At 60.2% G+C, this 26925-nt stretch carries 22 protein-coding genes and 3 pseudogenes; 16 read left to right on the forward strand and 9 right to left on the reverse strand.

The window, feature by feature from the left end; all coding sequences use genetic code 11:
- The 9 genes from NKH59_RS30515 to NKH59_RS30555 form a co-directional block, all read left to right on the forward strand.
- A partial coding sequence (locus NKH59_RS30515) for an MFS transporter (protein ID WP_353023987.1) occupies nt 1-733 on the forward strand: 733 nt, incomplete at its 5' end.
- Between the two features lie 1172 nt (nt 734-1905).
- Nucleotides 1906-2517 carry a cupin domain-containing protein gene (locus NKH59_RS30520; protein ID WP_023679230.1) on the forward strand — a complete coding sequence of 204 codons (612 nt, stop codon included), beginning with the start codon at nt 1906-1908 and terminating at the stop codon, nt 2515-2517.
- A gap of 116 nt (nt 2518-2633) precedes the next feature.
- Nucleotides 2634-3572, forward strand: coding sequence for an ABC transporter substrate-binding protein (locus NKH59_RS30525; RefSeq protein ID WP_352542622.1), 939 nt, complete (start codon nt 2634-2636; stop codon nt 3570-3572).
- Between the two features lie 74 nt (nt 3573-3646).
- Nucleotides 3647-4444 carry an ATP-binding cassette domain-containing protein gene (locus NKH59_RS30530; RefSeq protein WP_352775819.1) on the forward strand — a complete coding sequence of 266 codons (798 nt, stop codon included), beginning with the start codon at nt 3647-3649 and terminating at the stop codon, nt 4442-4444.
- Nucleotides 4441-5445 carry an ABC transporter permease gene (locus NKH59_RS30535; protein ID WP_352795809.1) on the forward strand — a complete coding sequence of 335 codons (1005 nt, stop codon included), beginning with the start codon at nt 4441-4443 and terminating at the stop codon, nt 5443-5445. Before NKH59_RS30530 ends, NKH59_RS30535 begins: the two co-directional genes overlap by 4 nt.
- Before the next feature lie 4 nt (nt 5446-5449).
- Complete coding sequence (locus NKH59_RS30540; protein WP_352819447.1) at nt 5450-6538, forward strand: phosphotriesterase family protein; 1089 nt, start codon at nt 5450-5452, stop codon at nt 6536-6538.
- A gap of 27 nt (nt 6539-6565) precedes the next feature.
- Nucleotides 6566-7336 (forward strand): glutamine amidotransferase, encoded by a 771-nt coding sequence (locus NKH59_RS30545; RefSeq protein ID WP_353023988.1) that lies wholly within the window; start codon nt 6566-6568, stop codon nt 7334-7336.
- 3 nt (nt 7337-7339) lie between these two features.
- Entirely contained in the window at nt 7340-8248 is a 909-nt protein-coding gene (locus NKH59_RS30550) for a ribokinase (protein WP_352819445.1), read from the forward strand.
- The gene (locus NKH59_RS30555; protein ID WP_352819443.1) at nt 8245-9075 is read left to right on the forward strand and encodes a BtpA/SgcQ family protein; all 831 of its coding nucleotides are present in this window, start codon (nt 8245-8247) and stop codon (nt 9073-9075) included. Before NKH59_RS30550 ends, NKH59_RS30555 begins: the two co-directional genes overlap by 4 nt.
- Before the next feature lie 37 nt (nt 9076-9112).
- Here the strand turns inward: NKH59_RS30555 and NKH59_RS30560 are convergent.
- The 5 genes and pseudogenes from NKH59_RS30560 to NKH59_RS30580 all read right to left on the reverse strand — a co-directional run bounded on the left by NKH59_RS30560 (nt 9113) and on the right by NKH59_RS30580 (nt 12475).
- Nucleotides 9113-9498, reverse strand: a pseudogene (locus tag NKH59_RS30560) (type II toxin-antitoxin system VapC family toxin).
- Nucleotides 9495-9738, reverse strand: a pseudogene (locus tag NKH59_RS30565) (type II toxin-antitoxin system Phd/YefM family antitoxin). Before NKH59_RS30565 ends, NKH59_RS30560 begins: the two co-directional pseudogenes overlap by 4 nt.
- A gap of 385 nt (nt 9739-10123) precedes the next feature.
- Complete coding sequence (locus NKH59_RS30570; protein WP_023679221.1) at nt 10124-10411, reverse strand: hypothetical protein; 288 nt, start codon at nt 10409-10411, stop codon at nt 10124-10126.
- Nucleotides 10412-11722: 1311 nt separating this feature from the next.
- The gene (locus tag NKH59_RS30575; protein ID WP_353023990.1) at nt 11723-11995 is read right to left on the reverse strand and encodes a cupin domain-containing protein; all 273 of its coding nucleotides are present in this window, start codon (nt 11993-11995) and stop codon (nt 11723-11725) included.
- Nucleotides 11996-12103: 108 nt separating this feature from the next.
- Nucleotides 12104-12475 carry a hypothetical protein gene (locus tag NKH59_RS30580; protein WP_353023992.1) on the reverse strand — a complete coding sequence of 124 codons (372 nt, stop codon included), beginning with the start codon at nt 12473-12475 and terminating at the stop codon, nt 12104-12106.
- An 88-nt stretch (nt 12476-12563) separates the two neighbouring features.
- On the opposite strand from NKH59_RS30580, the gene NKH59_RS30585 reads away from it, so the two are divergent.
- Nucleotides 12564-14240, forward strand: a complete 1677-nt coding sequence (locus tag NKH59_RS30585) for a winged helix-turn-helix domain-containing tetratricopeptide repeat protein (RefSeq protein ID WP_353023993.1) — start codon at nt 12564-12566, stop codon at nt 14238-14240.
- 1013 nt (nt 14241-15253) lie between these two features.
- On the opposite strand, the gene NKH59_RS30595 is transcribed toward NKH59_RS30585, so the two are convergent.
- On the reverse strand, nt 15254-15703 hold the full coding sequence (locus tag NKH59_RS30595) for a hypothetical protein (RefSeq protein ID WP_353023994.1): 450 nt from the start codon (nt 15701-15703) through the stop codon (nt 15254-15256).
- 212 nt (nt 15704-15915) lie between these two features.
- On the opposite strand from NKH59_RS30595, the gene NKH59_RS30600 reads away from it, so the two are divergent.
- Entirely contained in the window at nt 15916-16308 is a 393-nt protein-coding gene (locus tag NKH59_RS30600) for a hypothetical protein (protein ID WP_031212493.1), read from the forward strand.
- Between the two features lie 57 nt (nt 16309-16365).
- Here NKH59_RS30600 and NKH59_RS30605 read toward each other — a convergent pair whose 3' ends face one another.
- Complete coding sequence (locus NKH59_RS30605; protein ID WP_353023995.1) at nt 16366-17907, reverse strand: caspase family protein; 1542 nt, start codon at nt 17905-17907, stop codon at nt 16366-16368.
- Nucleotides 17908-18116: 209 nt separating this feature from the next.
- On the opposite strand from NKH59_RS30605, the gene NKH59_RS30610 reads away from it, so the two are divergent.
- The 5 genes from NKH59_RS30610 (at nt 18117) to NKH59_RS30630 (ending at nt 24755) form a co-directional block, all read left to right on the forward strand.
- Nucleotides 18117-20066 (forward strand): CHASE2 domain-containing protein, encoded by a 1950-nt coding sequence (locus NKH59_RS30610; RefSeq protein WP_352685636.1) that lies wholly within the window; start codon nt 18117-18119, stop codon nt 20064-20066.
- A 26-nt stretch (nt 20067-20092) separates the two neighbouring features.
- A complete protein-coding gene (locus NKH59_RS30615; RefSeq protein ID WP_353023996.1) occupies nt 20093-20851 on the forward strand; it encodes a hypothetical protein in 759 nt (252 codons plus the stop codon).
- A gap of 456 nt (nt 20852-21307) precedes the next feature.
- Nucleotides 21308-21769, forward strand: coding sequence for a phasin (locus NKH59_RS30620; protein ID WP_353023998.1), 462 nt, complete (start codon nt 21308-21310; stop codon nt 21767-21769).
- Nucleotides 21770-22264: 495 nt separating this feature from the next.
- A complete protein-coding gene (locus NKH59_RS30625; protein ID WP_353024000.1) occupies nt 22265-23404 on the forward strand; it encodes an FIST N-terminal domain-containing protein in 1140 nt (379 codons plus the stop codon).
- 10 nt (nt 23405-23414) lie between these two features.
- Entirely contained in the window at nt 23415-24755 is a 1341-nt protein-coding gene (locus NKH59_RS30630; protein WP_352541898.1) for an ATP-binding response regulator, read from the forward strand.
- A gap of 665 nt (nt 24756-25420) precedes the next feature.
- On the opposite strand, the gene NKH59_RS30635 is transcribed toward NKH59_RS30630, so the two are convergent.
- Together NKH59_RS30635 and NKH59_RS30640 are read right to left on the reverse strand one after the other, a co-directional pair.
- Nucleotides 25421-26104: a response regulator gene (locus NKH59_RS30635; protein ID WP_352541896.1), complete on the reverse strand. Its 684-nt coding sequence runs from the start codon at nt 26102-26104 to the stop codon at nt 25421-25423.
- A 735-nt stretch (nt 26105-26839) separates the two neighbouring features.
- Nucleotides 26840-26925 (reverse strand): annotated as a pseudogene (locus NKH59_RS30640) (S-(hydroxymethyl)glutathione synthase); the annotation flags it as partial.

The raw sequence follows: 26925 nt of genomic DNA on the forward strand, positions 1-26925 counted from the left end.
GGGCACGGCGATGTTCGCGGCGCTCGCGCTAGGCGCGCCGATCGGATCTGCGCTTTATGCGGCGAGCGGCTTCGCCGCGATCGCACTCGCGACGGTCGGCCTGCCGCTTGCGACGCTGCTTGCCATCCTGCCTATGCGTGGCACCAGCCTCGCCGCGAGCGCCGCGCGACAGCCATGGACGAGCGTGGCGCAAGCGGTCTGGCTTCCCGGCGTCGGAGCTGCTTTCAGCAGCCTTGGCTATGGCGCGATCCTGTCCTTTGGCGCGCTGCTCTTTGCCGAACGCGGCTGGCAGCCGGTCTGGCTTCCCTTCACCGCTTATGCCGCGTCGCTGATCGCGGCAAGGCTGTGCTTCGGCCACCTGCCTGACAGGTTGGGGGGCGCGCGCGTCGCTGTGATCTTCGTGGCGGTCGAGGCGGCAGGGCTGATGCTGACCTGGCTTGCGCCCGGGCCTGTTCTCGCCGCCATCGGAGCGGGCCTGACTGGCCTTGGCTACTCGCTGGTATATCCCGGTTTCGGTGCCGAGGCCGTAGGCCGTCTTCCGCAACGCAGCCGCGGCCTGGCCATGGGACTCTACACCGTCTTCCTCGACGTGGCGCTCGGCTTCGGCAGCCCGGCGCTCGGCTTGGTCGCCGCGTCGGCCGGCCTGCAATTCGTCTTCCTCGTCGTCGCGACGGCGACGCTTCCGGCGTTGGGCATCGCTCTGCTGCTGGGTCGCCGTAACGCTCCACTATAGCTAGTCTGTGCTCGAGATGTCGCACAACCACGATCGCTCCCGCTTTGGGCGACGTCTGCTTCCGGGCAATGACAAGACCGACGTCTACGGCCGACATTGGCGCAGAGCAAACGGTCGGGTTTCCAACGCGGAGCGACAAGAGCTGACCGTTGGTCGGCGCAAGTGTCGTCCTGACGTGACCCAATGCGGTCTTCCGTTGCGAGCGTCGGTTGCTGGAGCTGCGTTAAGTCGGTCGGAGGCCAATGGTATTTTCAATGGAACGCTAATATACATGGAAGCCCCAACGAGCAGCGCCTGCCAGATACTTGAGGAATGCCATGCGAAGGCTCATCTTCACGGCGATGTGTATCGCCGCCGCAACAGCCGCTAACGCCCATGATTGGTACGAAGACAAGATTGACCCCCAGACCAAATTCAAGTGCTGCGGCGGTTCAGATTGCCGCGCCATACCCCGGTCTTCGGTGCGGTCCAGGGTGGACGGCGGGTACACTTATTTGCCGCATAATTTCACCATCCCACGGGACCGGGTACAGGAATCCCCGGACGGGCAATACCATATCTGCGAAAATAAATATGTTGTAACCAACCAGCTGTATTGGCGTTGCTTCTTCGCACCTCGTGTCGATGTGTCTATACTTCTAAAGCATTAACCGCGCGTCACTTCCGCAACTTACATAAGCAAGGTGCTAGTCCATTAATTCTGTTGGACTTTCTTCAAAATTGCCGAAGCTTAAGCGGTGCGCGACTGCCCCAGGGATTTCATTGGATACATCGCGGCTATCGAGAGCCTACGCCCCTGGGCGTAACTCCATGGGGCGCTGCCGCGGGTGACTTCTGGGCGCGCTCCGCAATTCGGTGACAGATCGTGTCGGCGCGGCCGTGGTTGTGTAGATTGGCTGCGTGGCCCGCCTTGCCCGCATTGTCGTTCCAAGTCCACTCGCCACATAACGCAAACGCGGTAACGGCTGGCGATTTCGACCACGATGGACAGCCAAGCGATAGGGGATAACTGGCGCGGGATCATCAGCACGGTTCATGCGGGAGCGGCATTCGCCGGATGAGGCAGCTACGGCTGCAGTCTCGAATTTGACGCATCAGCACTTGCAAATCGTCAGCCGAGGTCTTTTGCTCGCGCGATAGTTGCCCTTGACCGTTGAATGGTTGGCGAACAGATGAACAAAATCGATCGACGGCGGCCAGAATCAGAAACGGACGCCACCGTAAATGCCGCAAGACTTGGAACTCGGCTGCGCCTCGCCCGCCAGACACGCGGCATGACGCTGAAGACGCTGGCCGCGGCTGCGAATTGCTCGGAAAGCCTGCTGTCCAAGATCGAGAACGGCAAGGCTTCGCCGTCCCTGCCCATGCTTCACCGCCTGGTCGAGGTTCTCGACACCAACATCGGCTGGATGTTCGAGCAAGTCGACGACGACGAGGCGATCGTATTCCGGGCGGGCGCAAGGCCTTTGATCGCGCTCGACGCGCTACGGCGTGGCGAAGGAATTTCGCTCGAACGCATCATCCCGTATTCGCCTGGCCACCTCTTACAATGCAACATCCATCACATCGAGGCAGAGGGCTCGAGCGAAGGTCCGATCCAGCATGCCGGCGAGGAAGTCGGCTACGTGCTCGCCGGGCGGATCGAACTGATCGTCGACGGCAAGAGCCATGCTCTCGCCACGGGTGATGCCTTCGTGTTCAGGTCGGAGCTGCCGCATCATTACCGCAATATCGGCGAGGAACGCGCTAGCATTTTCTGGGTCAACACGCCGGCGACTTTCTGAGCAACGCTGTGCGTTCATTTGGATTGACAAATATTCAAGTCTCTTGAATGCTTGCCTCGTGCCTGTAGCACCAACGGGACCAGCCGAGGTCTGGTCCGCAAGCAAGGGGAACCGAAATGCGTCTGTTCAAACTTCTCGCCGGCTGTGCCGCCGCCATTGCCATGGGCTCGGCAGCCATGGGATCGGCGCTTGCCGATACGTTCGCTCTCGTCAACATCAACCAGCAGGCCCTGTTCTTCAACCAGATCAACGAGGGCGCGCAAAAGGCTGCCGACGCCGCTGGCGCCAAGCTGGTCATTTTCAACGCCAACAATGTGCCGAGCGCGCAGAACGACGCGATCGAGAACTACATCACGCAGAAAGTCGACGGCATCATTCTGGTCGCCATCGACGTCAACGGCGTCAAGCCGGCGATCACTGCAGCCAAGGCGGCCGGCATTCCCGTCATAGCCATCGACGCGCAGATCCCCGACGGCGACAATATTTCGTTCATCGGCGTCGACAACACCAAAGCCGGCGAGGACATCGGCAAATTCTACGCCGACTATGTGAAGACCGATATGGCCGGCAAGGCCAAGATCGGCATCGTCGGCGCACTCAATTCATTCATCCAGAACCAGCGGCTCGACGGCTTCAAGAAGGCGGTGACCGAAAGCGGCCAGGGCGTCACCTTCCTCGACACAGTCGACGGCCAGAACGTTCAGGAGACCGCGTTGAGCGCTTCGGAAAACCTGATGACGGCCAATCCGGACATGAACTCGCTCTATGCGACCGGAGAGCCGGCCTTGCTCGGCGCCGTTTCGGCGGTGACCAGCCAGGGCCGCACCGGCGACGTCAAGGTGTTCGGCTGGGACCTGACCAAGCAGGCCGTTCAGGGCATCGATGACGGCTGGGTGGTGGCGGTCGTGCAGCAGGATCCGGCCGGCGAAGGCAAGGCCGCGGTCGAAGCGCTGGGCAAGATCAAGAAGGGCGAGAAAATCGACCCGATCATCAATATCCCGGTGACGATCGTGACCAAGAAGAATGTCGACCAATATCGCGCGATGTTCAAGTAAACTGCGTCGGCGACCGAGCCGCGGCGCCGCCCGAGGCTGCGCCGCGGATCCCTTGCAATCGCGTGGAATTCCAGATGAGCAGTGGCCAGACCTATCGGGTGCGGATGAGCGGCATCTCAAAGCGCTACAACGCCATCCAGACGCTCGATGACGTGTCGCTGACGCTGAAGCCGGGCGAGGTGCTGGGGCTGGTCGGCGACAATGGCGCCGGCAAGTCGACATTGAGCAAGGTGCTGTCGGGGGCAGTGGTTCCCGACGCCGGCACCATCGAGATCGACGGCAAGCCGATGATCTTCAGCTCCCCGGCGGACGCACGTGCGGCGCGCGTCGAGATGGTCTACCAGGACCTGTCGCTGTGCGACACGGTCGATGTTGCCGGCAATCTGTTTCTTGGCCGCGAGCCGCGCCGCCGCATCGCAGGCATTTCCTTTCTCGACAAGAAGCGCATGCATGACGAGACGCGCCAGATGCTCGATCGGCTCGGCATCGTCATTGCCGACACGCGGCTCAAGGTCGAAAACCTCTCCGGCGGGCAGCGCCAGTCGATCGCGATCGGCCGCGCCGCCTCGTTCGAGCCGGCCGTGCTGATCATGGACGAGCCGACGGCAGCGCTTGCCGTGGCCGAAGTCGAGGCGGTGCTCGAACTGATCCGCGCGGTCAGTGCGCGCGGTGTCAGCGTCATCCTGATCACCCACCGGCTGCAGGATCTGTTCCTCGTCTGCGATCGCATCCAGGTCATGTATGAAGGGCGCAATGTCGCCGAGCGGCTGATCGGCGAGACCAATATCGAAGACGTGGTCAATCTGATCGTCGGCCGCAAGTTCAGTGCGCGTTCCGCCACCAATGGCTATCGCGGTGGAGCGCCGGCATGAGCGACGCGATCCACACCGCCCAGCCCTCACGAGTACGCAAGGGCACCTGGCGCGATGCGCTGCTCGCCAATGGCAGCGTCGTCTCGATCGCGCTGTTCTTTCTGGTCGTCTGCATCATCTTCTCGGTTGCGACCGACGCGTTTCTGACATCGCCCAATCTGTTGAACATCCTGCGGCAGTCGGCGCCGCTGCTGATCGTCGCCGCGGCAATGACTTTCGTCATCACCACTGGCGGCATCGATCTTTCGGTCGGCTCCGTGCTGGCGCTGGTGGCGACGCTGTCGGCGACGCTTTTGCAGTTTGGCCTGCCGTGGCCAGTCGTTATCCTCGCCATGTTGGCGCTCGGTGCCCTGCTTGGGGCGGTGCAGGGCTATTTCATTGCCTATGAGGGCATCCCGTCCTTCATCGTCACGCTTGCCGGGCTTTCGGTGATCCGTGGCGTGGCGCTGCTGATCACCGGCGGCTATTCCATCCCGATCGAGCCCGGAAGCGCTTTCACCGTGCTGGGCCGCGCCTGGTTTCTTGGCGTGCCGGTGCCGGCGCTGATCGCGCTGGCGATCCTGGCCATCGCCTATCTCGCCTTCAACGAGACGCCATTCGGCCGCTATGTCACCGGCATCGGCGCCAATGCCGAGGCGGTGCGGCGCGCCGGCGTCAACACGCGGCAGACGACGCTCTTCGTCTATGTGATTTCCGCCACCGCGGCAGCCCTTGCCGGGATCATCATTGCTGCCCGGCTTGGATCGGGATCTTCGAATGCCGGCCAGGGTTTCGAGCTGGAAGTCATCGCCGCCGTCGTGCTCGGCGGCACCAGCCTGTTCGGCGGCCGCGGAACGATCATCGGCACGGTGCTCGGCGCGCTGACCGTGGCCGTCATCGGCAACGGCCTGATCCTGGCGCATCTGTCGCCTTTCCTGACGCCGATAGTCACCGGAACGATCATCCTGATCGCCATCTGGCTGAACTTCCGCCTGTTTCGCGGCGCCGTGCGGAGCCGTTGAGCCGATGAGCGGTCTGTTCGATGACGCAGTGCCGGGCCAGCGGCTGGCGATCGGGGTCGAAACAGGCCATGTGATGACCGTGCTCGGCCCAGTTCCGGTCGACGACATGGGCATCACGCTGATGCACGAGCACATCTTGCTCGATGGCGCGCGCAGCTGGAAATGCCCCTGCCATCCCGACGACATGGCGATCGCCGAGCAGCCGGTGAACATCGAGATCATCGGCGAGTTGCGCATGAACCCTTACGTCAACCGCGACAACGTCTCGCTCGACGACGCCGACCTGGCGCTGTCTGAGCTGCAGCGCTATCGCGCGCTGGGCGGCCACACCGTCGTCGATGCCACCAATATCGGCATCGGCCGCGCCCCCGAAAAGCTCGCTCGCATCAGCCGCATGTCCGGCCTGAAGATCGTCATGGGCACCGGCTTCTATCTCGAGCACACCCATCCCGAATGGCTGAAGGCGATGGATGTGGACGCCGTGACCGAGTTCATCGTCAACGATGTCGGCGGCGGCGAGACGCAGCCGCCGATCATGGCCGGGCTGATCGGCGAGGTCGGCGTCAGCAAGGATTTCACCGCCGAGGAACGAAAGTCGCTGCGAGCTTCGGCGCGCGCCTCGCGCATAACCGGCGTGCCGCTGTCGATCCATCTGCCTGGCTGGGAGCGGCTCGCGCACGACGTGCTCGATGTCGTCGAGGCCGAGGGCGCCGATCTTCGCCACACCGTGCTCTGCCACATGAACCCGAGCCACGACGATCCCGACTACCAGAAAAGCCTCGCCCGGCGCGGCGCGTTCCTCGAATACGACATGATCGGCATGGACTATTATTATGCCGACCAGGACGCGCAATCGCCCTCCGACGAAGAGAACGCACGCGCCATCGCCGCCCTTGTCGAGGCGGGCTTCGGCGACCGCCTGCTGTTGTCGCAGGATGTGTTCCTCAAGATCATGCTGACGCGCTTCGGTGGCTTCGGCTATGGCTATATCCTGAAGCATTTCATACCGCGCCTGAAACGCCATGGCGTCGAGCAGCCGGCCATCGACCGCATGCTGATCGCCAATCCGAAAAGCGTATTCGCGCGGCTCTAAGCGGCCTGGAATTACACTGGAGTTCAAATGTCCAAGAAGAAGATCCTGCTTGCCGGCGAATCCTGGGTGTCGACCGCGACCCATATCAAGGGTTTCGACCAGTTTCCGACCGTTACCTACCACACCGGCGCAGACGAGTTGCTGGGCGCGCTGAAGGCGACCGACTTCGACGTCACGTTCATGCCGGCGCATGAGGCGCAGCGCGGCTTTCCACAGACCATGGAGGCGCTGTCGGCCTATGACGTGGTCGTGCTCTCCGACATCGGCGCCAACACGCTGCTGCTGCATCCCGACACCTGGGTCCACTCCAAGCCGACGCCGAACCGCCTGCGCCTGCTCCGCGATTACGTCAGCGGCGGCGGCGGTCTATTGATGTTCGGCGGTTACTACAGCTTCCAGGGCATCAATGGCGGCGCGCGCTACCGCAAGACCCCGGTCGAGGACGTGCTGCCGGTGAATTGCCTGGCCTACGACGACCGCGTCGAGGTTCCCGAAGGTTTTGCGCCCGTGCCAAAACCAGGGTCGAGCCATCCCATCCTCAGGGGCCTCGGCTCGGACTGGCCGATCCTGCTCGGTTTTAACGAGGTGACGCTGAAGGACGGGGCCGAGGTCCTGGCCAGTGTGTCGTCGGATTATGGCTCGCTGCCGCTGCTTGTCACCGGCCGTTACGGCAAGGGCCGCACCGTAGCCTGGACATCCGATGTCGGGCCGCATTGGCTTCCGCCGCAATTCATCGCCTGGCCAGGCTACAAGACCCTGTTCGAACAGATGCTTGGCTGGGCGACCGGTGAGAGCTGAGCCATGCATGTCCACGTCGTCGGCAATGCCTGCGTCGATACCGTGTTTCGCGTCGGCCGCTTCCCTGCCGCGGGCGAGACTTTGAATGCCGTGAGCTATGCCGACGGGCTCGGCGGCAAGGGCGCCAACCAGGCGGTCGCAGCAGCACGGACTGGTGCAGAAGTGACGTTCTGGACGGCGCTCGGCAAGGACCCCGCTGGCGCGTGGATCAGGAGCCGCCTCGACGGCGAGCTGTCAGACCTTGAGGTGATCGAATTCGAGCTGCCGAGCGACCGCTCGACCATCGTCGTCGATAAAGGCGGAGAGAATTTCATTGTCAGCGGCGTCGCCTGCAGCGAGGCATTCGATCCGGTGACGCAAACAGCATTTGTCCGCTGGATCGCCCCCGGCGACATCCTCGTCTGCCAGGGAAATTTGCGGACTGCCGTGACCAATGCCTGCCTCAGAGCAGCAAAGGAAAACGGTGCGCGCACCGTTCTCAACGCCAGCCCGATCGACACGGCCTCGCTGCCCGATCTCGGCCTGGCGGAGGTTCTGGTGGTCAACCAATCCGAAGCGCAAATCTTGACCGGCCGGGATGACATGACAGCAGCCGCTGGCGCGCTGGTGGCCAAAGGCGCAGGCACCGTCGTCATCACCCTCGGCGCCGCAGGCTGTCTCCTGCTTGGCCCGGGCCATGAAGAGCCGCTTCGTTTGCCGGCGCCGCGAGTCGAAGCGCTCGACACCAGCGGCGCGGGCGATGTGTTCTGCGGCTGTCTGGCCGGTGGGCTTGCCCGGGGCATGCCGGTCATCTCGGCGCTGAAGCTGGCGCTCGCCGCCGCCGCAATCGCCGTGACACGGCCGGGCACGCTGGCATCCTGTCCTTCCGCCTCCGAGATGGCGGCGCTCATCGATCAAATGGAGCTCTCATGACCCAGCTCGGCCAATCCGGCGGCGACGCGCTCGTGGACCTTTTCGGCCGCACAAAGGTGGTGATCGGCGTCGTTCATCTGGCGCCGCTGCCCGGCGCTCCGCGCTATGACGGCGAGGCTATCGAGGCGATCTACCAGCGCGGGCTTGACGACGCCAAGGCCTATCTCGACGGCGGCTGCGACGGCGTCATCGTCGAGAACCATGGCGACATCCCGTTCGCCAGGCCTGATGATATCGGCCCGGAGACGGCGGCCTACATGGCGGTGGTTTCCGACCGCATCCGCCGCGAACTCGGCAGGCCGATCGGCATCAATGTGCTGGCCAATGCCGCGATCCCGGCCCTGGCGATCGCCAGCGCAGCCGGCGCCGGCTTCGTCCGAGTCAATCAATGGGCAAATGCCTACGTCGCCAATGAGGGCTTTGTCGAAGGCGAATCGGGCCGCGCGGCACGCTACCGCGCCAGGCTGCGCGCCAACGGCATTCGCATTTTCGCCGATGCGCATGTCAAGCACGGCGCACACGCCATCGTCGCCGACCGCCCGGTGGAGGAACTGGTCAAGGACCTGGTCTTCTTCGACGCCGACGCCATCATCGCCACTGGCCAGCGCACCGGCCACGCCGCGGATTTGGGCTACATAAGCATGATCAAGCAGGCCGCCGGCCTGCCGACGCTCGTCGGCAGCGGTGTCACGCCGGACAATGCCAAGGATATCCTCGCCATTGTCGACGGGGTCATCATCGCCAGCGCGCTGAAGCACGACGGCGTCTGGTGGAACCAAGTCGACTCTGCTCGAGTAAAGGCGTTCATGGGTGGTCTGAAGCGATAGCTGGACTACCCTACCAAGGGCTTGGGGCCCAGCTTGATCAGAGACGACGGACGGGCCCAGGATACTGCGCGACCAGATCGTCGACGGTCAGCAAAGTAATGCCTTCCACAATCGATTGAGCAATCAGGATCCGATCGAAGGGTCCTTGTGGATGGGTGGAAGCCCATCCACCGCAATGGCATACTCGCCGGTGATTGGCAGCTCATGATAGACATTGTCTATCAGGCCCCGACGTAAAAGACGCGCATCGACCCTGAAGTCGGGGCGCCCCAGACCGCGTTTAAAGGCAATCTCCCAGAGACTTGCGGCGCTGAACGTCAAGTGGTTGTCGGCATTCTCGATCTCAGCGAGGCCGGCACGCGGAAGCTTTTCGGGTTCGCCCGCCGCCCAGAGCAGAAGATGGGTCTCGAGAAGAAGTTTCATGCATGGCCGCCAAACAGCTTCTCGATTTCGTCATCGGCCATGCGATCAAAATCGTCCGGAACTGAAAACCGCCCGGCCATAAACCCCACCCGACGCATTTCGCCGGCCGCAGGTGCGGCTATGGCAACGACCTTGACCATCGGCTTGCCGGATTTCGCGATAATGAAGGATTCGCCTTTGGCCGCCCTGTCGACAAGACGAGACAGATGTCTTGGCCTCGTGGATATTGACGGTGCGCATTGCGGGCCTCTGACTTAGTCCATGAAACTTAGTCTACTCGGGCCCGATTTTTTTAAGCGTGTTTCAGTCAGTGAAGGTGAAGGATGCCGGATGCGGCCGATCCTTTCGGATCGGCCACATGGCACGACTTCAACAAAGACGCGTAATCGATTGTCTGAACTGCATGTTTGTTGGGACTGCGTCACACCTGATGTTGGCCGAACCTGTTGGTCCGGCATGCGACGTCGGAGTTCACAGGAGCGATTTTTGCCGAGCAGATGCTCTGCGTTGCGCTAGGGGCCGAAAGCGAAACGTCCGCTTTTAGGGCGCTGCGCCACGGCGGCGACGAGCCCGACACTGTACCGAAGACGATCGACGCGACGGGCGCAAAGGGCCTTACCTGACTCTATGTTCCCTTCACGATTCTCGGCTTAGTCGGTCGGCGGGATTGAGCCGCGCTCTCGAGGGCCAGGGCCAACCGTTTCTCGTCTTCGATGGCGCGATCGACTGCCTCAATTTCCTCTTGGAGCACCTTCAGCTCGGCTCCGTAGCTGGAGCCGTCGCTGTCCCCGATCTGAAAGCCACTTGCCCGCATTGCGTCGCGAGTATGGTGCACGTTACGGACTCCTTCGCGCCGCGTCGCGACCAAGATTTCCCTAAACTCTCCAAGACGTTCAACGTGATTGCGAGCCATTGCGTTCTCCTATTTTGTCGTCATCGTCGCCGACGGCGATTCAGAACGGCTAAAACTTACGGAGATACTCTCGACAAAGCATGAGTGCGGAAGCTCAAATTTGAATGTCTTGCAACAGCGTGAAGCGCAGCAGGTGGAAATTGGCTTCGACCCGATCGATCTCAGACCAAATGCAGACACTTTCGGCCGAGCGCGTCTGCGGCTCCCCCAACGGGGCCATCCGCTCATGTAATCAGTAAAATTCGAGTGCGAGAATGACCCGGGCCATGGACGTCCCGCCATTCCTGGTCGAGTTTGACCTGCGGCGGAGGCAAGGCAGGCTTCGGCGCGCTGGTTGTGTAAAGCATCTCAAGCAACTGCTCTCCGTCGATCAGCTCCAGATGCAGCCTTGACTTCGTCTCTCGGGCCTTCCTCGGTACTTTCGAGAACGAGAGGCGGTGGTGACAAATATCCCCTGCCCGGCACTCGCGAAGACCTTGCTCCTACGAAGTTTCGCACGCCTTTGACGGATTCCGCATCGGTCGTGATGTGGCGCTTTACTTGCACTGCCCGCTGGATGACGCAGTTGTCACGCAAAGGCAGGAAGCGGCGTAACGAAGCGAACGCGAAATTTCAAACTGAGACACACTACCGGGATAGAACCGGGTAGACAGCATGCCGAAACGGAACGCAAGAACGGGTGCATAAGATGACGCGTCAGCATCTTTTTATTAGCTAGTGCTAATTAGCAGGCATATAGTCACTTCAACATGTGGCCGAAGCGGCAACCGGAAAAGGGAACAGCGCGGCGCCGAGCCACTGCCGCGGTCGTCCTTGCGGCCCTTTCGTCGCTAGGGTTTTTGGTTCCCTCGAGGGCGCATGATGCCCCGTCAGGGTGGAGCTATCCGCTGGCCTGCTGTCACGGCGACGCCGAACGTGGCGAGTGTCAGCGAATCCCAAACGGCGCGGTTCATGTTCGTCCCGGTGGCTGGGTTGTGATCCTGAGGCCCGGGGATCATCGGAAGATCACGCGGCAACAGCGATATTTCATCCCATATGGTGATGAGATTCCGTCGCAGGACGGCGACTATCATATTTGCCTCCATCCGACCCAAGAGCATGAGAACTGTTTTCTTGTCCCGCCGGACTCGATATGATCCGGGAGCCACGCGCGAGCTGCGGCTGAGATGCGGATAGCGCCGCGCCCAGTGCCGCCCGACGGCTTCGATGATGCGTGTAAGCGAAATCCAAATTTCCCGAATCTTGCGGATCTTCGCTGGGGTGCCGCCTCAGTTCGTACCAAACATGCGCGCCACCCTGCGAAACGTCGCCTCAGTCGAGGCTGGCCGGCGACGAGAACGGCCGATTGGCGTCCACCACGAAGATGGCCAGCTCATCAACAGCGGTTGTGCCGGCGCTGAACACCTCCATCGGCTTGTCGACCCCGTGTCCGACCATGGTCGTGCCGGCTTCGGCATAGCTCACGCCGTGGGGCGTTCTTTGGCCGAGCTTGCCGCCCAGCACATAGAAGGCCTCCGGTCCCGGATGTGTATGGATCGGCGTCTTGGCACCGGGCGCTCCACCGGCACGGTTGACGCGCAGCAAATACTCGCTCGCACTGATCGGCGGAACGGGCCCGATCTCGACGACCTTGGTCCCGGCAGGAGTGGTGCCATCCTTCGGTCCGAGCGTGAACAGCCAGGCCTTGCAAAATCATGGTTCTGAGGCGTTGTCGCAGTAATGGAAGGTGGCGAGATAGCCGGGGAGTACGCGCATGAACTCCTGTTGATGGGTCCAAGCTCTGCACTCCGCCATGGAGGTCATGGGTTTCACGTCGGGGAGCCTGATTAGCTCCCCCTGGTTGGTCAGAAGGATTGTGACAGCGATGGCGGTGAACATGGCCTGGTTATCCATCGACTTAAGGCTGGCGATACAATAACCGCCGGAGTTGGGACGGACGTCGTCTGAGGCAACCTCGTTGACATGGTCAGGACCACAGAATCTCGCGATGCTGGAATCCGGTTTTGCAGCCGTTTGCGTTGCCAAAAGAAGAGCGAGAGCGATGATGAGCTTGGTGCGATTCATGTCGTCCTCCGTTTCATCCGGTGCTGCTGGGATCGCTTGGAGGCGAAGGCCGAATGGGCTAAACTAGGAAGCGCGCCAGGAAGGTGAAATGTCCCGAACGGCCCCTGAAATTGACCTGAAATCTGCTGAAACGATCACGTTTCGCGGTTTTGCCTTCCTGACGAAAAGCAAAGAACTCCGAACCGTCGAAGGCAAAGCGGTCAATCTTCGCAGCCAGTCCGCCGAGGTGCTCTCGGTGCTCGCGGCGCGACCGGGCGAGATCGTGTCCAAGGATGCGCTGATGCTGGCGGTTTGGCCCGATACCTTCGTGACCGACGACAGCCTCACTCAATGCATTGCCGACATGCGCCGCGCGTTGGGGGACGACGCGCACGTGATCGTGGAAACCTTCCCCAAGCGAGGCTACCGGCTGAATGCCGATCCATCGAACGCGGCGGACCCAAACGCCGCAGCCGGCACGGAACCTTCGCAGGCGCGATCCCCGCGACGCAGTTTCGTTCTTGCTGCAATCGTTCTCGTCGCGGCAGCGATCGGCGCATACTACTGCGCGGAAATATGGCGAGCCGCTCCAGTTCCTTCGAGCGACATGCCGAGGATTGCGATCCTTCCCTTCGACGACTTCAGTATCGGTGAGGACAAGGGATATCTCAGCGATGCCGTCGCCGAGGGGATCATCACCGAGCTATCGTGGAGCAAGACTTATGCCGTCATCGCCCGGAACTCGAGCTTCAGGTACCGGGACCAGCCGGTCGAGACCAGGCAGATCGGAGATGAACTCGGCGTCGACTACCTGCTCGAAGGCAGCCAGCAGAAGATCGGAGGCCGGCTGAAAGTGACCGCCCAGTTGCTGAATGCGCATGACGGATCGAATCTCTGGGCCAACAGCTACGACCGGGAGATTGGCGATCTTTTCGTCGTCCAGGAGGTGATCATCCGCACGCTTGCGGATCGGGTCGGGCATAGGATCGAACGCCCCCTGCCAACGAGCGACGCCGCCCGGGTCAGCGCGCTCCACTATCACCTGATGGCAATTGCCGAGATCCAAGAGGATTTCTCTGCCGCGAGGAACCAGCTGTTTCGGCAGCTGAACCTTAAGGCGATCGAAGCGGATCCGAACTCCCAGTTCGGCTATATCGGGCTGGCCTGGTCCTATCGCAATGACGCGGTATTCGGGTGGCACGAGCAGGAACATAACCATGACGAGGCGTTAAAGCGCGCCGCCGAATACGCCGACAAGGCCATCTTGCTCGCTCCGGACGACGCCGAGGCGCATAATGTCCGCGCCCAAATCCATACCGAAGCCGGCGAGATCGAGCAGGCCCTTGCCCGGTTCGATCAGGCGATAGCCCTGAATCCCAGCAATTCGGATATCCTCGTCCACAGTACGGATCTGCTGCTCTATGTGGGCCGTACGGACGAAGCGATCGATCGGATCGAGCAGGCCAAAGGCATCGATCCCTTCTACCCCGACTGGTTCCACTGGCAGATGGGCTGGGCGCTCTGGGAAAAGAGCGATTGCAGGGCTGCGCTGGCGGAGATGCGGAAAATGTCCAGAATCCCAAGCGGCGCACACCGAATGCTTGCGGGGATCCACGCCTGTCTGGGAAACGAGCGGGAGGCAAAGGAAGCGCTCGCGGTTGTCCTCAAAGACTCGCCCGGCGAATCTATCCGCAAAGAACGCAGGGAATGGGAGAAGCTATGGACCGCCCCCGGAAGCCTCGACCGCTGGATCGGACACATGCGGTTCGCGGGGTTGCCGGAGTGAACGGCTGTCCGGTTGTGGCCCGGCAGAAGTCCGATTGGCCGCATAAAAACCGTTGAAGCCTTTGTGTTGTGGGCGCTGGTTGCCCTCAAAGCGGGATCATCCTTCGCAAGGAATATTGGGTGCGGGAAAGTCGGCAATGGGGCCGACTTGCGCCATAGTGCGCTCGCACCCCAACTTCTGGGACGGGCCCGATGGCTGCCGTTCATCGCGATGCCTCGAACTTCCGCAGATGGCGCATTTGGTCCTTATCGGCTGCCGTAGAGCCAATCGCTCTCGAGTGCAGGCACTCCAGTGGAGTCCAGACGTTGGATTGGACCCTCGACCTCTACAAAAGCTCACTGAGCTTCCAGTCGGGCTACGAAGCGATCGCTTCGGCGAGAAGTCGTCGTTCTCAATCGGGCGACGGGGGGATACATCGGCGACGACGGCATAAGGGAGGATGGGCCAGACCGAGCCGACGGAAAGGTCGTAGCCATTGGAGCGCATAGCGCCTGGCCGGGAGGCCGGCGCCAGTCAGACTTACGCGGCGCGTCGTTGAGCGAGGTGGAGACCCGAACGGGCTCGACGAGGGTCCACGGCAGTCACAATGTTGTGGTGGTGATCGCAGTAGACGCGATCCGGCGAAGTTGGCCCAGCACAAAAACGATAACCACCGGGTACTGACGGGTCTTCGCTCACCGGGAAGCGGCATTGATAGAGGCCTAGCTGAATGAGGGGGACATCTCTCGAAGTTAGTCTGATATTTTCAGGCATGATGGTTTCCTAGTTCGTAGCAATTGCCGGGTGACGGCCGCAGTGCGACCCGTCAGGGCGAGCTTCTCTCGTTTGGGAGGCTATGGATCACCATATGGTGTTGGCAGCACCGTCAATGAAGCCCGACGCCCTGCTTCTGAAGCCAATAGTTTGCGACTTAAGGCCACACCCGCAAACGCATTAGCAATCTACCATCTTGTCCCCGAGGCACCCGCCCGCCGCGGTTTGCCGGCTAATTCGTGCCGTGTTCGCTGGAGGTATCACTCCTCTCTGAATCCTGCAGTGAGGCGTGGCGAAATCCGAACTCGCCCCGTAGATGCTTGACGTGGGCTTTCAGCCCGGCCTGACCCATGGTCGCCGGCCTTCGGGGGTGGCCCGGCGTGCTCTTGGACACGCTTCCACAGCCGTTCGCGCATCTCCTGGTTCAAGGTGATGAAAGCCGAACCGGCATATTTTCCGGTACCGGGCTTCGCCAGCAAGGCGAATGCCGCCTTGCCTGGCTCGCGCTCGACGCCCAATAGTTCGTATTCCTGGACTGTGAAGCTCTTCGTCTTCAGCCAATTCGTCGTCGGGCCGCTTCGATACGGGCTGTCGGCGCGCTTCGAGACGATGCCCTCAAGGCCCGCTTGGTCGGCAAGATAGGCGGCGGTAAGTGCAAAGAGGCTCGCAATCCAAACACCACGCATCACACGCTCGGGCGGTCTGCGCATTGTAAACACCGAAAACGCGTTGGCTTAAGCGCAAATCCTAGGGAACATGCTAGAATGTGCGGCTTCGCTCAACTTGAGCAAATGTCCCCAACGACATCTAGGACGCGCTGATTTCCGCTTCTTGAAAGCTTGTTATCATGATAATTTTCAGTCTCCTCGCTTAAGAATATATAGACATTTCAGTCAAACCGGCGGGGGATGGGGAGGATAGGATGAAACTGTTATCGCTTGTTGTCGCAGCTACGTTTTCACTTGCTATGTCCGCTTGGGCCGAGGATCTACCAAGTAGCGCGAAGAAAGCATCGATGGAAGAATTTAAGACTTTTGCTAATGGAAAAAAGGTAAATGTAATTATATACGACGCTGGAGCTGCCATAACTGCCACTCTTGTCTGGAACTGGAAGAAAAAACAGATCATTGGCGAAGCTTTGGTGAACAACAAAACTAAGATAAAGGTCAAAGTTCCATTGACTTTCGACGGCGACAAGGCCTGTTCACAAGACCAAGGTAAACCAGTTTGTCATCTTATCTACATTGACAACGACAAATTTTACGAGGTACGCGACGACGGCAAAGTCCACGCGACTTCAACGTTGGTTCAATGAGACGGACCACGTCCGAATGGTTTGGTCGGCGTTTGCACGGACCCGCAAATGCCGGCCCTATTCAGTACGCTTGTCAAGTCTTACGACACCTGCACACTCGCCTCCGACTCGAGAAAACTCACCGCTGCCTTTCGCACCTTGAAGCCTGCCGATGATATGGTTTTGCCTTGGCGCACCATCGTCATCGACGAAACTTAAATAGATGTCGAATGCCCCGTCGGCGGTGATTGTTCCGGCCAAAGGCACCATCGCGGAAATTTCCGTTCCATCGATAAAGATTGTCGTTGACTGTTCAGTGTAATCGCAGGCGGAATTACCTGCGCGCCGCGTCAGTGCCCACGCGCCATCAAAAGCCTTTACCTTGACCGGAGCGCAGACACGTTCTGGCATATTCTTGATTGCGCGCAACACCTCTTTCGTCGGCTCCAGGCTGGCAAGCTTCAATCCCCGCTGCTCGGCAAAGGCTTGAAGAGCTTTCCGACTTCCCGGTCCCCATTTGCCGTCTGCCTGTCCGACAAGGCAGCCGACTCGCGTTAGCTCTGTTTGCGTTGCCTTTGTCAACGCGCGCGGATCAGCCAAAGCTTGCGTCACATCTAAATCAGGATGAGCTTCTGCAACCGCCACGCCCGCGATGGAAATCGAGGGGGCTTTGCCACGATCTGTTGCTGCCTGTTCGATCTCGTCGATCTTCAAGCTGGCTAACGCCGCAAAGGCGCCGCTTGGATACTGTCTGAGATAGGCCTCAAAGAAGCGCTTGTCCGTTTTTTCCTTGATGGTCTCCCAATAGGCGACTTCTACGTCCCCTCCTTTCGCACCCGCCGTGACAGCGGTGTTTCCGGACAACGGTTGCAAAATGACGTCGCCCGTCAGCGAGGAGTTGTCCCATGGCACTTGCTTGCCGTCGGTTGCTTCAAGCACATCCCTACGGACGTTGATGAGGTCTCGGGAGATGTCCTGGCCAGGCGTACCAAGATTCTTCAGCAGCGCAGATGTGAACGGCGAGTTCCTTCCCTCGCCGTCCAGCGCAACGTTCCCGGGCTGCGTTGCAAAGGCTATGAGCGATCCAACGCCCGTGCCTAGCTTTGCCAAGCCCCGACCGACCGACCCTGATCGCGTACCCATCGAGCGCCCAAGGTTCTGTGAGAAAGGACTGTCCCGGCAAGCATCCAAAAATACCAGGTTGACCTTCGTGGTTCGCTCCATGGCCGACAAGACGAGGTCCATGGGCACGGCTTCGAAGTCGAGGTCGTTATATGTGGATAGCCGCGCATCAACGGGAGCCATGTAGTTGGTGCCGTTCACCTGGACGCCATGGCCGGCATAGAAGAGAAGCGCCATGTCGGCACCATCCAGCTTGCCGATGAAATCTCGAACCGTGCCGCGCATCCCGCTCAGATCGAGGTCCTCGCCTGCAACCACCTCAAAGCCCAACGCCTGCAGTTTTGCGGTCATATCCACCGCATCATTTTTTGGATTGGAAAGTGGAACCGCGTATCTATAGGCAGAATTACCGATGACCAGCGCGACGCGCCGTTCTGCCCACGCTTGGGCGCTCAGCGAAACTAGAAGAAGCGCAATGGCGAAGCGAAGCGCCATCATGGCTGTATATCCTTAGTCTCAGCTCATGCAGCGGATTCACCAGTCGATGGACAGGATAAAACCGGAGCAGTCTTGCGAGACTGAGCCCGGTGCTTCGCAGTGTCAAGTCCAGCGGATCTAGCGAAGGGCCCACCGCTAGCCCACAGTTCGTCAGCGGTCTATGCTGTATAGATTCACGCCGATAGACACCGAAACGAATTGCACGCAGCTTGGCCGTCTTCACGCCGATCGGAATGGTTCAAAAAGGGCGCCTTCTCGCCTCGCTCGGATTCTTTTTCATTCTGGGCGCCTGCATTGCCACATTCTCTCCCTCAGGCGAGAAACTGCTGCGCGACGTCTTGATGACGACCATCTCGCCCTTCGTCGCGCCCCCGACAGACATCGTGATCGTAACGATCACAGAGCAGACATTGGAAAGGTTTCCCTATAGATCGCCGCTGGATCGGGGTGCCTTGGCCGACCTCGTGCAGAGAATCGATAAGGCTCATCCGAGAACAATAGGCATCGACTTGCTTTTCGATCAGCCAACCGAGGCGGAAAAGGATCGGCGCCTGGCTGAGGTTATCGAGGCGGCCGAAAGTCCGGTAATTGTCGCATCTGCATCACACGGGGACGACCTTACCGACAAGCAACTGTCGTATCTTAGTCGCTTCGCGCCAAGCGCCATCCGCGGACTGGCCGCCCTGTCTCATGATAGGGTCGACGGGGTTGTGCGGGAAGAATTTCCCGGGCGCGTGGTGAATGGCAACTGGCAACCTAGCTTTGCGTCAGCGCTTGCGCAGACCGCCGGCATATCGGCATCGCAAGCTGCGGAGAAGATGGTCTACTATCGGGCTACAGGCATTCATCCGGCACGATGGACAATATATCCGGCACACGCCGCCGCTTTCGCGCCCCCGGCCTGGTTCGCCGGGAAGTTCGTTTTGATCGGCGTTGACCTCCCGCTGCAGGATCGTCATGCAACCCCCTTTGCCGTGCTGAACGGCTCTGTTGCCGGAGCGCTGCCGGGTGTCGTTATTCATGCCAATGCGCTGGCGAGACTGATCAAGGGCGACAAAATCATTACGCCAGAGGCGGTGGCGGCGTTTGCGCCCTTCGTTCTCGCGACGGCGCTCTGCATCTGGGTCGCTTGGCTCCGCATATCAGTGTTGGTGAAACCTGTGGTCATCATCGGCGCAGTCGTTTTGGTTTTGATCTTAGAAGCAACCGCGTTTGCCAAGGCCGGAATTCTGTTACCTATGGTCGCGCCGTCGATGCTGCTGCTAGGGCTCTCCGGATTCGTCGCCATTCTGGCATGGCACCGGGACTCGAAAGAAAGGCGTTTCGTCCAGAACGCGTTCTCGCAGTATCTCAGCCCGGCAGTCGTGGCAGAGCTAGTCAGCAAGCCGGCGTCGCTGCGCCTCGGCGGATCCGAACGCTTGATAACGTGCGTGTTCACCGACCTTGAGGGATTCACCAGTTTGGGCGAACGGACGGAACCAGAGGTATTTGCTACGGTTCTGAATGAATACCTCGAGGCGGTTTGTGGTCTCTTCATTGAACATGGCGCCACGATAGACAAACTAATAGGCGATGCAGTCATTGGTTTTTTTGGCGCACCGGGTGTGCAGGAGGACCAAGCCGAAAGGGCGCTAAAACTAACGCTTGCTACCGTCGCGATGTCTCGAAGATTTCGGACAGATCTAAAGTCTAGAGGCCATGACGTTGGCGTCACTCGTATCGGCGTCCATCGAGGACCTGCAGTTGTCGGAAATTTTGGGGGCAATCGATTCTTCAACTACACGGCCATGGGCGATACGGTGAACACCGCTGCCAGGCTCGAAGGCGCGAACAAGTTTCTAGGTACCGTGAACTGCATCAGCGAGGAGGTGGCGAACTCTTCCGATGACTACCTGCTTCGGCCGTCCGGTGTGTTGTGTCTGAAAGGCAAGACTGAGTGGATCTCAGCCTTCGAGTTGCTGGAAGACGGGCGTATGAATCGCGAGATGGTGGAGGCTTACTCGCAAGCTTACTTGCTGATGTCCGCGCGCGACAAGACTGCCGCTGCTGCCTTTGCATCGCTGGCCATTCAATATCCCAACGATGGCCTCGTTGCTTATCACCTTGGGAGACTGAAGCAGGGTGAGGCTGGCGATAGGATCTATCTTGAAGGCAAGTAAAACAAGCGTATGGTTGAACGTGCGTCATGTATCGGCAACCCAAAATCATTTTCCTACTGGCTGCGGCCATCGCAGCAGTTGGTTCCTGCTCGAGCGCTCCTGCGGCCAGCGAGTATGTCGTTGTCGCTGTCGATCCTCCCGCGGACAGCCCTCAGCTCGGCAAACTGTTCAGACTGGGCGACCTCGTGCATATCGAGGGTGGATCGACTGTCACTTTGATGGGTGACGATGGCTCGGTCACTGCGTTGCCGGGACCTGCCGATATTGTGGTGACTGACGACGCATCGGATTCTGGATCAACGTCTAACGGGGCGGCAGGCGCTTCTTCGAGTTTGACTGCGATTTCGGATCTATTGGGGAATGCCGCTGGTCAGCTCCAAACCATAGGTGGATCTCGTGGCGTTTCCGACACGACGGCCGCCACCTTGGAACCTTGGATGGTGCCGGTCGAAAATGGTCTGACAGGCTGCGTTTATGACCTCAAACTGGAGCTTTGGCGCCCACCGGGGCACAGGGCGGATGTTTCGGTTGCCTATAATGAAGAGTCGCTGGCGACAAGCTTGGTCTGGGACAAGGATACCCCAATTTTGGCAATTCCCGGAAACGTGCCACCGGATCTTCGATCCGTTGGGTTGGTGATCGACGATAAGTCGTTTCGAATGCCTATCGTGCATTTGCCCACCGGCTTCAGCCCGTCGGATCATGTGGGACTGTATGCCTGGATGATAGGAAGCGGTTGTCTTCTTCAGGCATCCGCACTGATCCGGAACTTGGCTAACCGATAGACCACCAGGGGTGGTCACTTCACGGCGCACTGGAAGCGGTAGAGGCGCGCCTTCGCGTCAACCACCGCCATATCGAGGCAACTTCTCGACGGCGCGCTAAGGAAAGCGATCGCCTTGTGCCCAGCGGGTACGCCCACTGAAAGTTTGCGGCGCACGATTTAACGCTTTCGTTGACGTAGACTTGGACGGTTGCCGAATAGCGGCTGAAGTAGATACGCAGGTGGCAAAACGTCGTGCTCTGTTGCGAGGCTATGCTGGATCAGGTGGTCCGTCCAGAAGAGTTCTTCCTGCAGAACCGGCGATCTCGAGATGCCACCGACCCTCCGCATGCCCCCTCGGAATGCTCGAAGAGGGATGGTGCGTCGCACAAAAATGTTGCAATGCACTATAAATGCCGTAACGTCAGTTTCGTAAATGAACGAGACGGCTTTTGTGAAAGGCCGTCCACCGGAAAGGATGGAAACTGTGGCCAAGACCGCTGACACCGTTGAAAATACCGCATTCCCCACCTTCGACGCGTCGAAGGCTGCCGACCAGGTCCGCGCTGTCGCCGAAAAGGGCGTCGAGCAGTCGAAAGAAGCCTATGCGAAATTTGCGTCAGGCACCGAGACGACCCAGAAGGCTCTGCAGTCGAGCTTCGAAACCGCCAAGACCGTCGGCAACGAGTTGTCGCTGAAGACAATTGCTGCTCTGCGCGCCAATGCCGAAGCCGGCTTCTCGCACCTCGAAGCCCTGGTTGCCGTGAAGTCGCCGTCCGAGTTCATCGAACTGCAGACTGCCTTCTTGCGCACGCAGCTCGACAAGACCGTCGAGCAGGCCAAGGAATTTCAGGCCGTGACGACCAAGGCTGCCGAAGATGTATCGAGGCCGATCAAGGATGTCGTTGAAAAGGCGATGAAAGATCTCAAAGTCGCCTAATTGAGTCTAAGCGATCGGAAATAGCCGCGAAACAACACCTTCTCCAGCCGGTCTTTTTCCCTTTGGCTGGATGCTCTTTGGTGCCTGCGTTGCCATGGCGGTGCGGGCATGGCTCTCTCGGCTGCGATCATCCGCACAATCTGACGGCGGCGAGCGACGAGCCCGGCCAGGGCCGTCCAAAGCGGCAACGGCTAAGCGCGATACCCTGCCCCATTCTTGGCACGTCGAGCCTTGACATTCGCCTGCGGCAAATTCAGCTGGGCCTTCGTTGCACGGATGGCGGTGCGATGCGCCTTTCGTCTGTGAGCGGCTGCGCGGACGCCGTCAAACGGCAGAAACTTCAAATCCATCATGTTGGCTCATTGCCAAAGCACCGCTTCAAGACAACAATGACCTCGACGCCGGCGCGCCAGACGCGCACAAAAAGAGCGTTGGAGGAAATGGAGGAGGAAGCCGCTGGCCAAGTCACGGACGCGCTATGCATGCGGCGTTTCGGTGCTCACGACCGACGAATCTGACGCGGATGCGTTCGCCCGGGCGGTGGCAGCGGAAGCAGCGGCCATTGACGCCGGGTTTGCCCTCCTGTTTTTCTCGCAGAGCCTCATAGAGGCCGTCGCCCTGTCGGAAGCGCTGAAGACCCACGCGCCGGCGCTCCACTATGCCGGCTGCTCGACAGCCGGTGAGATAACGCCCAAGGGGCTGGAGGAAGGCCAGATCCTGGCTATGCTGCTTCCCTCCGTATCGTTTTCGGCAGCCAGCACCATGATCGAAAATCTGTCCTCATCAGGCATGGACGGGATTACCGGCGAAGTCGAGGCGCTGAGGCGTTCGTTACACGAGCGCCTCGGGCACGAGCGAGCCGACACCACTTTCGCGCTCTGCTTGATCGACGGCCTGTCTTATGCCGAAGAAGCGGTGACCTCCGCCATCCATTGGGGGCTCGACGACATCCCACTGATCGGCGGGTCGGCTGGCGATGATTTGAAATTCGAGACAACGCGGCTGATCTCGAACGGCAAAGTGACATCCGACAGCGCCATCATCGTGCTGATCACCACGGAAATTCCTTTCCACGTATTCAAGACCGACAATTTCGTTCCCACCGACGAGAAGCTGGTGGTGACGGCATCCGATCCCGACCACCGCATCGTGCGCGAATTCAACGCCACCATTGCCGCCGAGGAATATGCCGCCTCGGTCGGCGTCGTCGCGCAGATGCTGACGCCACTGAGTTTTGCCTCGCACCCGGTAGTGGTGAAAGTCGGCGGCGAATTTTACTGCCGTTCAATCCAGAAGATGCACGCGGACGGCTCGCTGTCGTTCTTCTGCGCCATCGACGATGGTGTCGTGCTTGCCGTCGCCCAGCCTAAGGACATGGTCGAGGCGACCCGCGCCGCGCTCAGCGACGTCAGCGAAAGGCTTGGCGGCATCGACCTGATCCTCGGTTTCGACTGCGTGCTGCGCCGGCTCGACGCGCGCAATCGGCAGGTCTATCGCGAGATTTCGGAACTCTACAGGGTCAACAACGTCCTCGGCTTCGGCACCTATGGCGAACAGTACCGTTCGATGCATCTGAACCAGACCTTCACCGGCATCGCCTTCGGTGAACGCAATGCGGCCGAAGCGGCGGAGTAGGAAATCCGGGATGCCGCTCAGGAACATCGACGACCTGGAAAGGCTGAAGAAGATCAACGCCGCGCTGATCAGCCGCGTCGAGCGTTCCATGGACCAGCAAGGCAATGCCTTTTCGCTGTTCCAGACCGCCATTTCGCTCGAGAGCCGGGTGCGCAGCCGCACCGAAGAGCTGCATTCGACCTTGCGCCGGCTGGAGCAGTCGAACATCGACTTGAACGCGGCCAAGGAAAACGCCGAGCTGGCGAACCTGTCCAAGACCAGGTTCCTGGCGGCCGCCAGCCATGACGTGCTGCAGCCGCTGAACGCCGCGCATCTGTCGGTCTCGGCGCTTGCCGAAGTACAGACCAGCGAGGAAGGCACAAAGCTGGTCCGCCAGGTCGAGCGATCGCTGGAGACGATGGAGGACCTGCTCCGCACCTTGCTCGACATTTCCAAGCTCGATGCCGGCGTCGTGCAGCCCGACATCACCGATGTCAGCCTGGAGACGTTGTTTTCGTCTCTGCGCTCGGATTTTCAGCCGGTCGCGGAGATGAAGGGGCTGACGCTGAAGTTCCGGCCGGTCGATGCGCTCGTTCGTTCGGACCGAACCCTGCTGCGCCGCATCCTGCAGAACATCCTGTCCAATGCACTGCGCTATACCCGCTCGGGCGGCGTGTTGGTCGGCACCAGGCATCGCGGCGACACGATCCGCATCGACGTCGCCGATACCGGCTGCGGCATCCCCGACGACCAGCGCGAGGCGGTGTTCGAGGAATTCCATCGCGGCGTGATCCCGACGGATGCCGGGCTTGCCGCCGGCGGGCTGGGGTTGGGGCTCGCCATCGTGCGCCGCATCGCCGCGGCCCTCGGCCATCCCGTCACGTTTTCGTCGAAGGTCGGACATGGCACGATTTTCCATATCGACGTTCCGGTCGGGATCGGCGACACGGCCGATCCAATCGCCAGCACCGTCGACATGGAGCGGCCGCGCGGCTACGGTCTGTTCGGCACAAGGGTGCTGCTGGTCGAGAACGACATCGACGTGCTGCAGGCGATGACCTCCCTGCTCGAGCGCTGGCAATGCCTGGTGCGCCCCGCCGCCTCGACCGGTGACGCGCTCGACATGCTTGGTGATACGGACTGGTTGCCAGATATTGTCATAGCCGACCAGCATCTCGACGGCGGCGATCTCGGCACCACCACAATCGCCAAAGTCCGTGATTGTCTCGGCCGCGCGGTGCCGGCGCTGATCGTCACCGCCGATGGTTCGGAGACAATCGCCAACGCCGCCCGCGCCGCCGGCATCGAACTGATGCGCAAACCGTTGAAACCAGCGCAACTGAGGGCGTTGCTGGCACATCTGCTGGCTTGAACTGGTCGTATTGTGCCTAGGCGGTAATTCATATTAAGCAGATTCACTTCTTCGCGCTAAAGGATGATCTTCTTCGCGTATTGGAAGCAGTAGAACTTGAAATTTCGACAAAAAACATCCTCATGGGTCATTTTCCCAAGATGGAATTCGACCCTTTTAGCAATAGAATGCAAATTCCAACTCTTGGGCATTCAACCACTGGATCGGCTTCCAGCGGTCGATCATTTCTTGTCACTGGCCACGCTGTGCCCATTGAGGTGAGGCCGATAAAAAACGCCTTTCGGCATCCGGTATTCGTTAGATCAGCTTGGCAATCCGGACACAGTAACTTTTTCCCCTGGTGGCCGATGGGCTGAAGATGTTGTGATAAATGGCCGCGTAGCTACGGTCTCCGCCCGCTCAGGAGCTAATGAAGACTTTTAATAGAGCATTCAAAAAGCAATTTAGTAAAATTAAAGCATTTCACGTTGGACCCGGGGCCGCCATTTTACTGGACGATGGAAAGCGGCTAACTGCTGCAGAGCAATCGCCGCGTGAATTTGATCGGACTAGGGAGGCGCGGGTTGCTTAGCTGGTGTCAGGAACGTGAGAGCCGTCGCTTAGTCCGATTGCGGTGACACGAGTGCTGTCGACTAGGGTGACAGTGCGCTTTTTAGCGAGCCCTCTCAAAACCCCGCCCGATCGCGAAACAGCTCGGCATTGTCGAGCTTTGAGACCTCGATCACCGCCTGTGTGCGGCTGTAGACGTTGAGCTTGCGCAGGATTTCCGAGACATGCGCCTTGACGGTGGTCTCGCCGACCTGCAGCTCGTAGGCGATCTGCTTGTTGAGCAGGCCCTGGCGCAGCATCTGCAGCACCTTGAGCTGCTGCGGCGTCAGCGTGGCCAGGCGCTGCACCATCTCGGCGCGGTCGGTGCTGTCGGCGTCGCGCGGCCGGCCTTCATAAGTCTCGGGAACATAGATCGCGCCTTCCATCACCGAGCGGATGGCGGCGGCAAGGTCGCTCTTGCGCGCCGATTTCGGGATGAAGCCGGCCGCACCGTAGGACAGCGCCTCGGAAATGATCTTCGGTTCCTCATAGCCGGAGACGATGACCACCGGCAGGCGCGGATAACGCGTCCTGAGCTGCAGCAGCCCGTCAAACCCATGCACGTCGGGCATGCTGAGATCGAGCAGCGCCAGGTCGAACGGCTTGGCATCCGTCAGAAGCTCGAGCGCCTCGGCAATCGAGCGCGCCTCCACCGTGTCGACTTCCGGATAGGCCATCTGCACGGCACTATGCAGCGCCTCGCGAAACAGCGGATGGTCGTCAATGATCAGGAACCTGGCGCGATCGGTCATCAGCTTCATTTCGGTTTGGTCTGGCCTAGAATAGTCCTGCAACCATGGCCAGCTTATTGGCAAATAGTACATTGCCATCTTGGCCGGCTAAAGCAGAATGTGGCCATGATTTCCGCGGCGCCACGCGGCAGATGTGGCCGTTCTGAAATGCAATACCTTGCCCGGTGGCCCAAATCGACCGAATGTGCCGGCGACGGATCCATTGAAACGGAGACAGGTCGTGACCGACTTCCGGCTTCGCGTGACAGCCAGTGACCGCTGGCTTTCGCACTGTTGCAGGCCGCCACACGACGCTTCTCCGACGCCCGCCTTGTTCGCCGCCGCACCGATGGTATCGGCTGGTCTGGGGTCGCGCTGGTATACGGGCTGGTTTCCTGTACAAAACGCAGCAGGCTGATGGTGCTGCCGTTCAAGCCCCGCTAGGCGCTCGATATCGTACTGGTAAGGAGCACCACCTTGCCGCCATCGCGCTTTGGGCGCGACTTTGCCCGCGATATCCAAGCTAGTCCACGATCTGGGCCGCGCCAAGCCAGAACCAACTGATCGCAGTCGCTGATCTTGAAGCTGTACGATCCGGTTGGACCAATTTCAGCGTATTCCCGTTGAGCCCAGCGCCCCCCGAGGCTGACAGCACGTCAGCAATGACTTACGAAGCGTGTCCGTCTACGCGCTCGCCTGCGTTCGTTCCAACGCCTGGGACCGGGCGATTTCGTCCGGCCCCCAAAGATAGTGTCTGATCACTCGTTAGGCCGGCAACGCGCCGGACCGCTTGGCCGTCCAGGTGGCGATATAGTCCATCAGTCCTGGATTGAGGCAATCATAAGGTTCGA

The organism is Mesorhizobium sp. M0998 (assembly GCF_040318885.1).
In the GTDB taxonomy this organism is placed as follows: Bacteria; Pseudomonadota; Alphaproteobacteria; order Rhizobiales; family Rhizobiaceae; genus Mesorhizobium.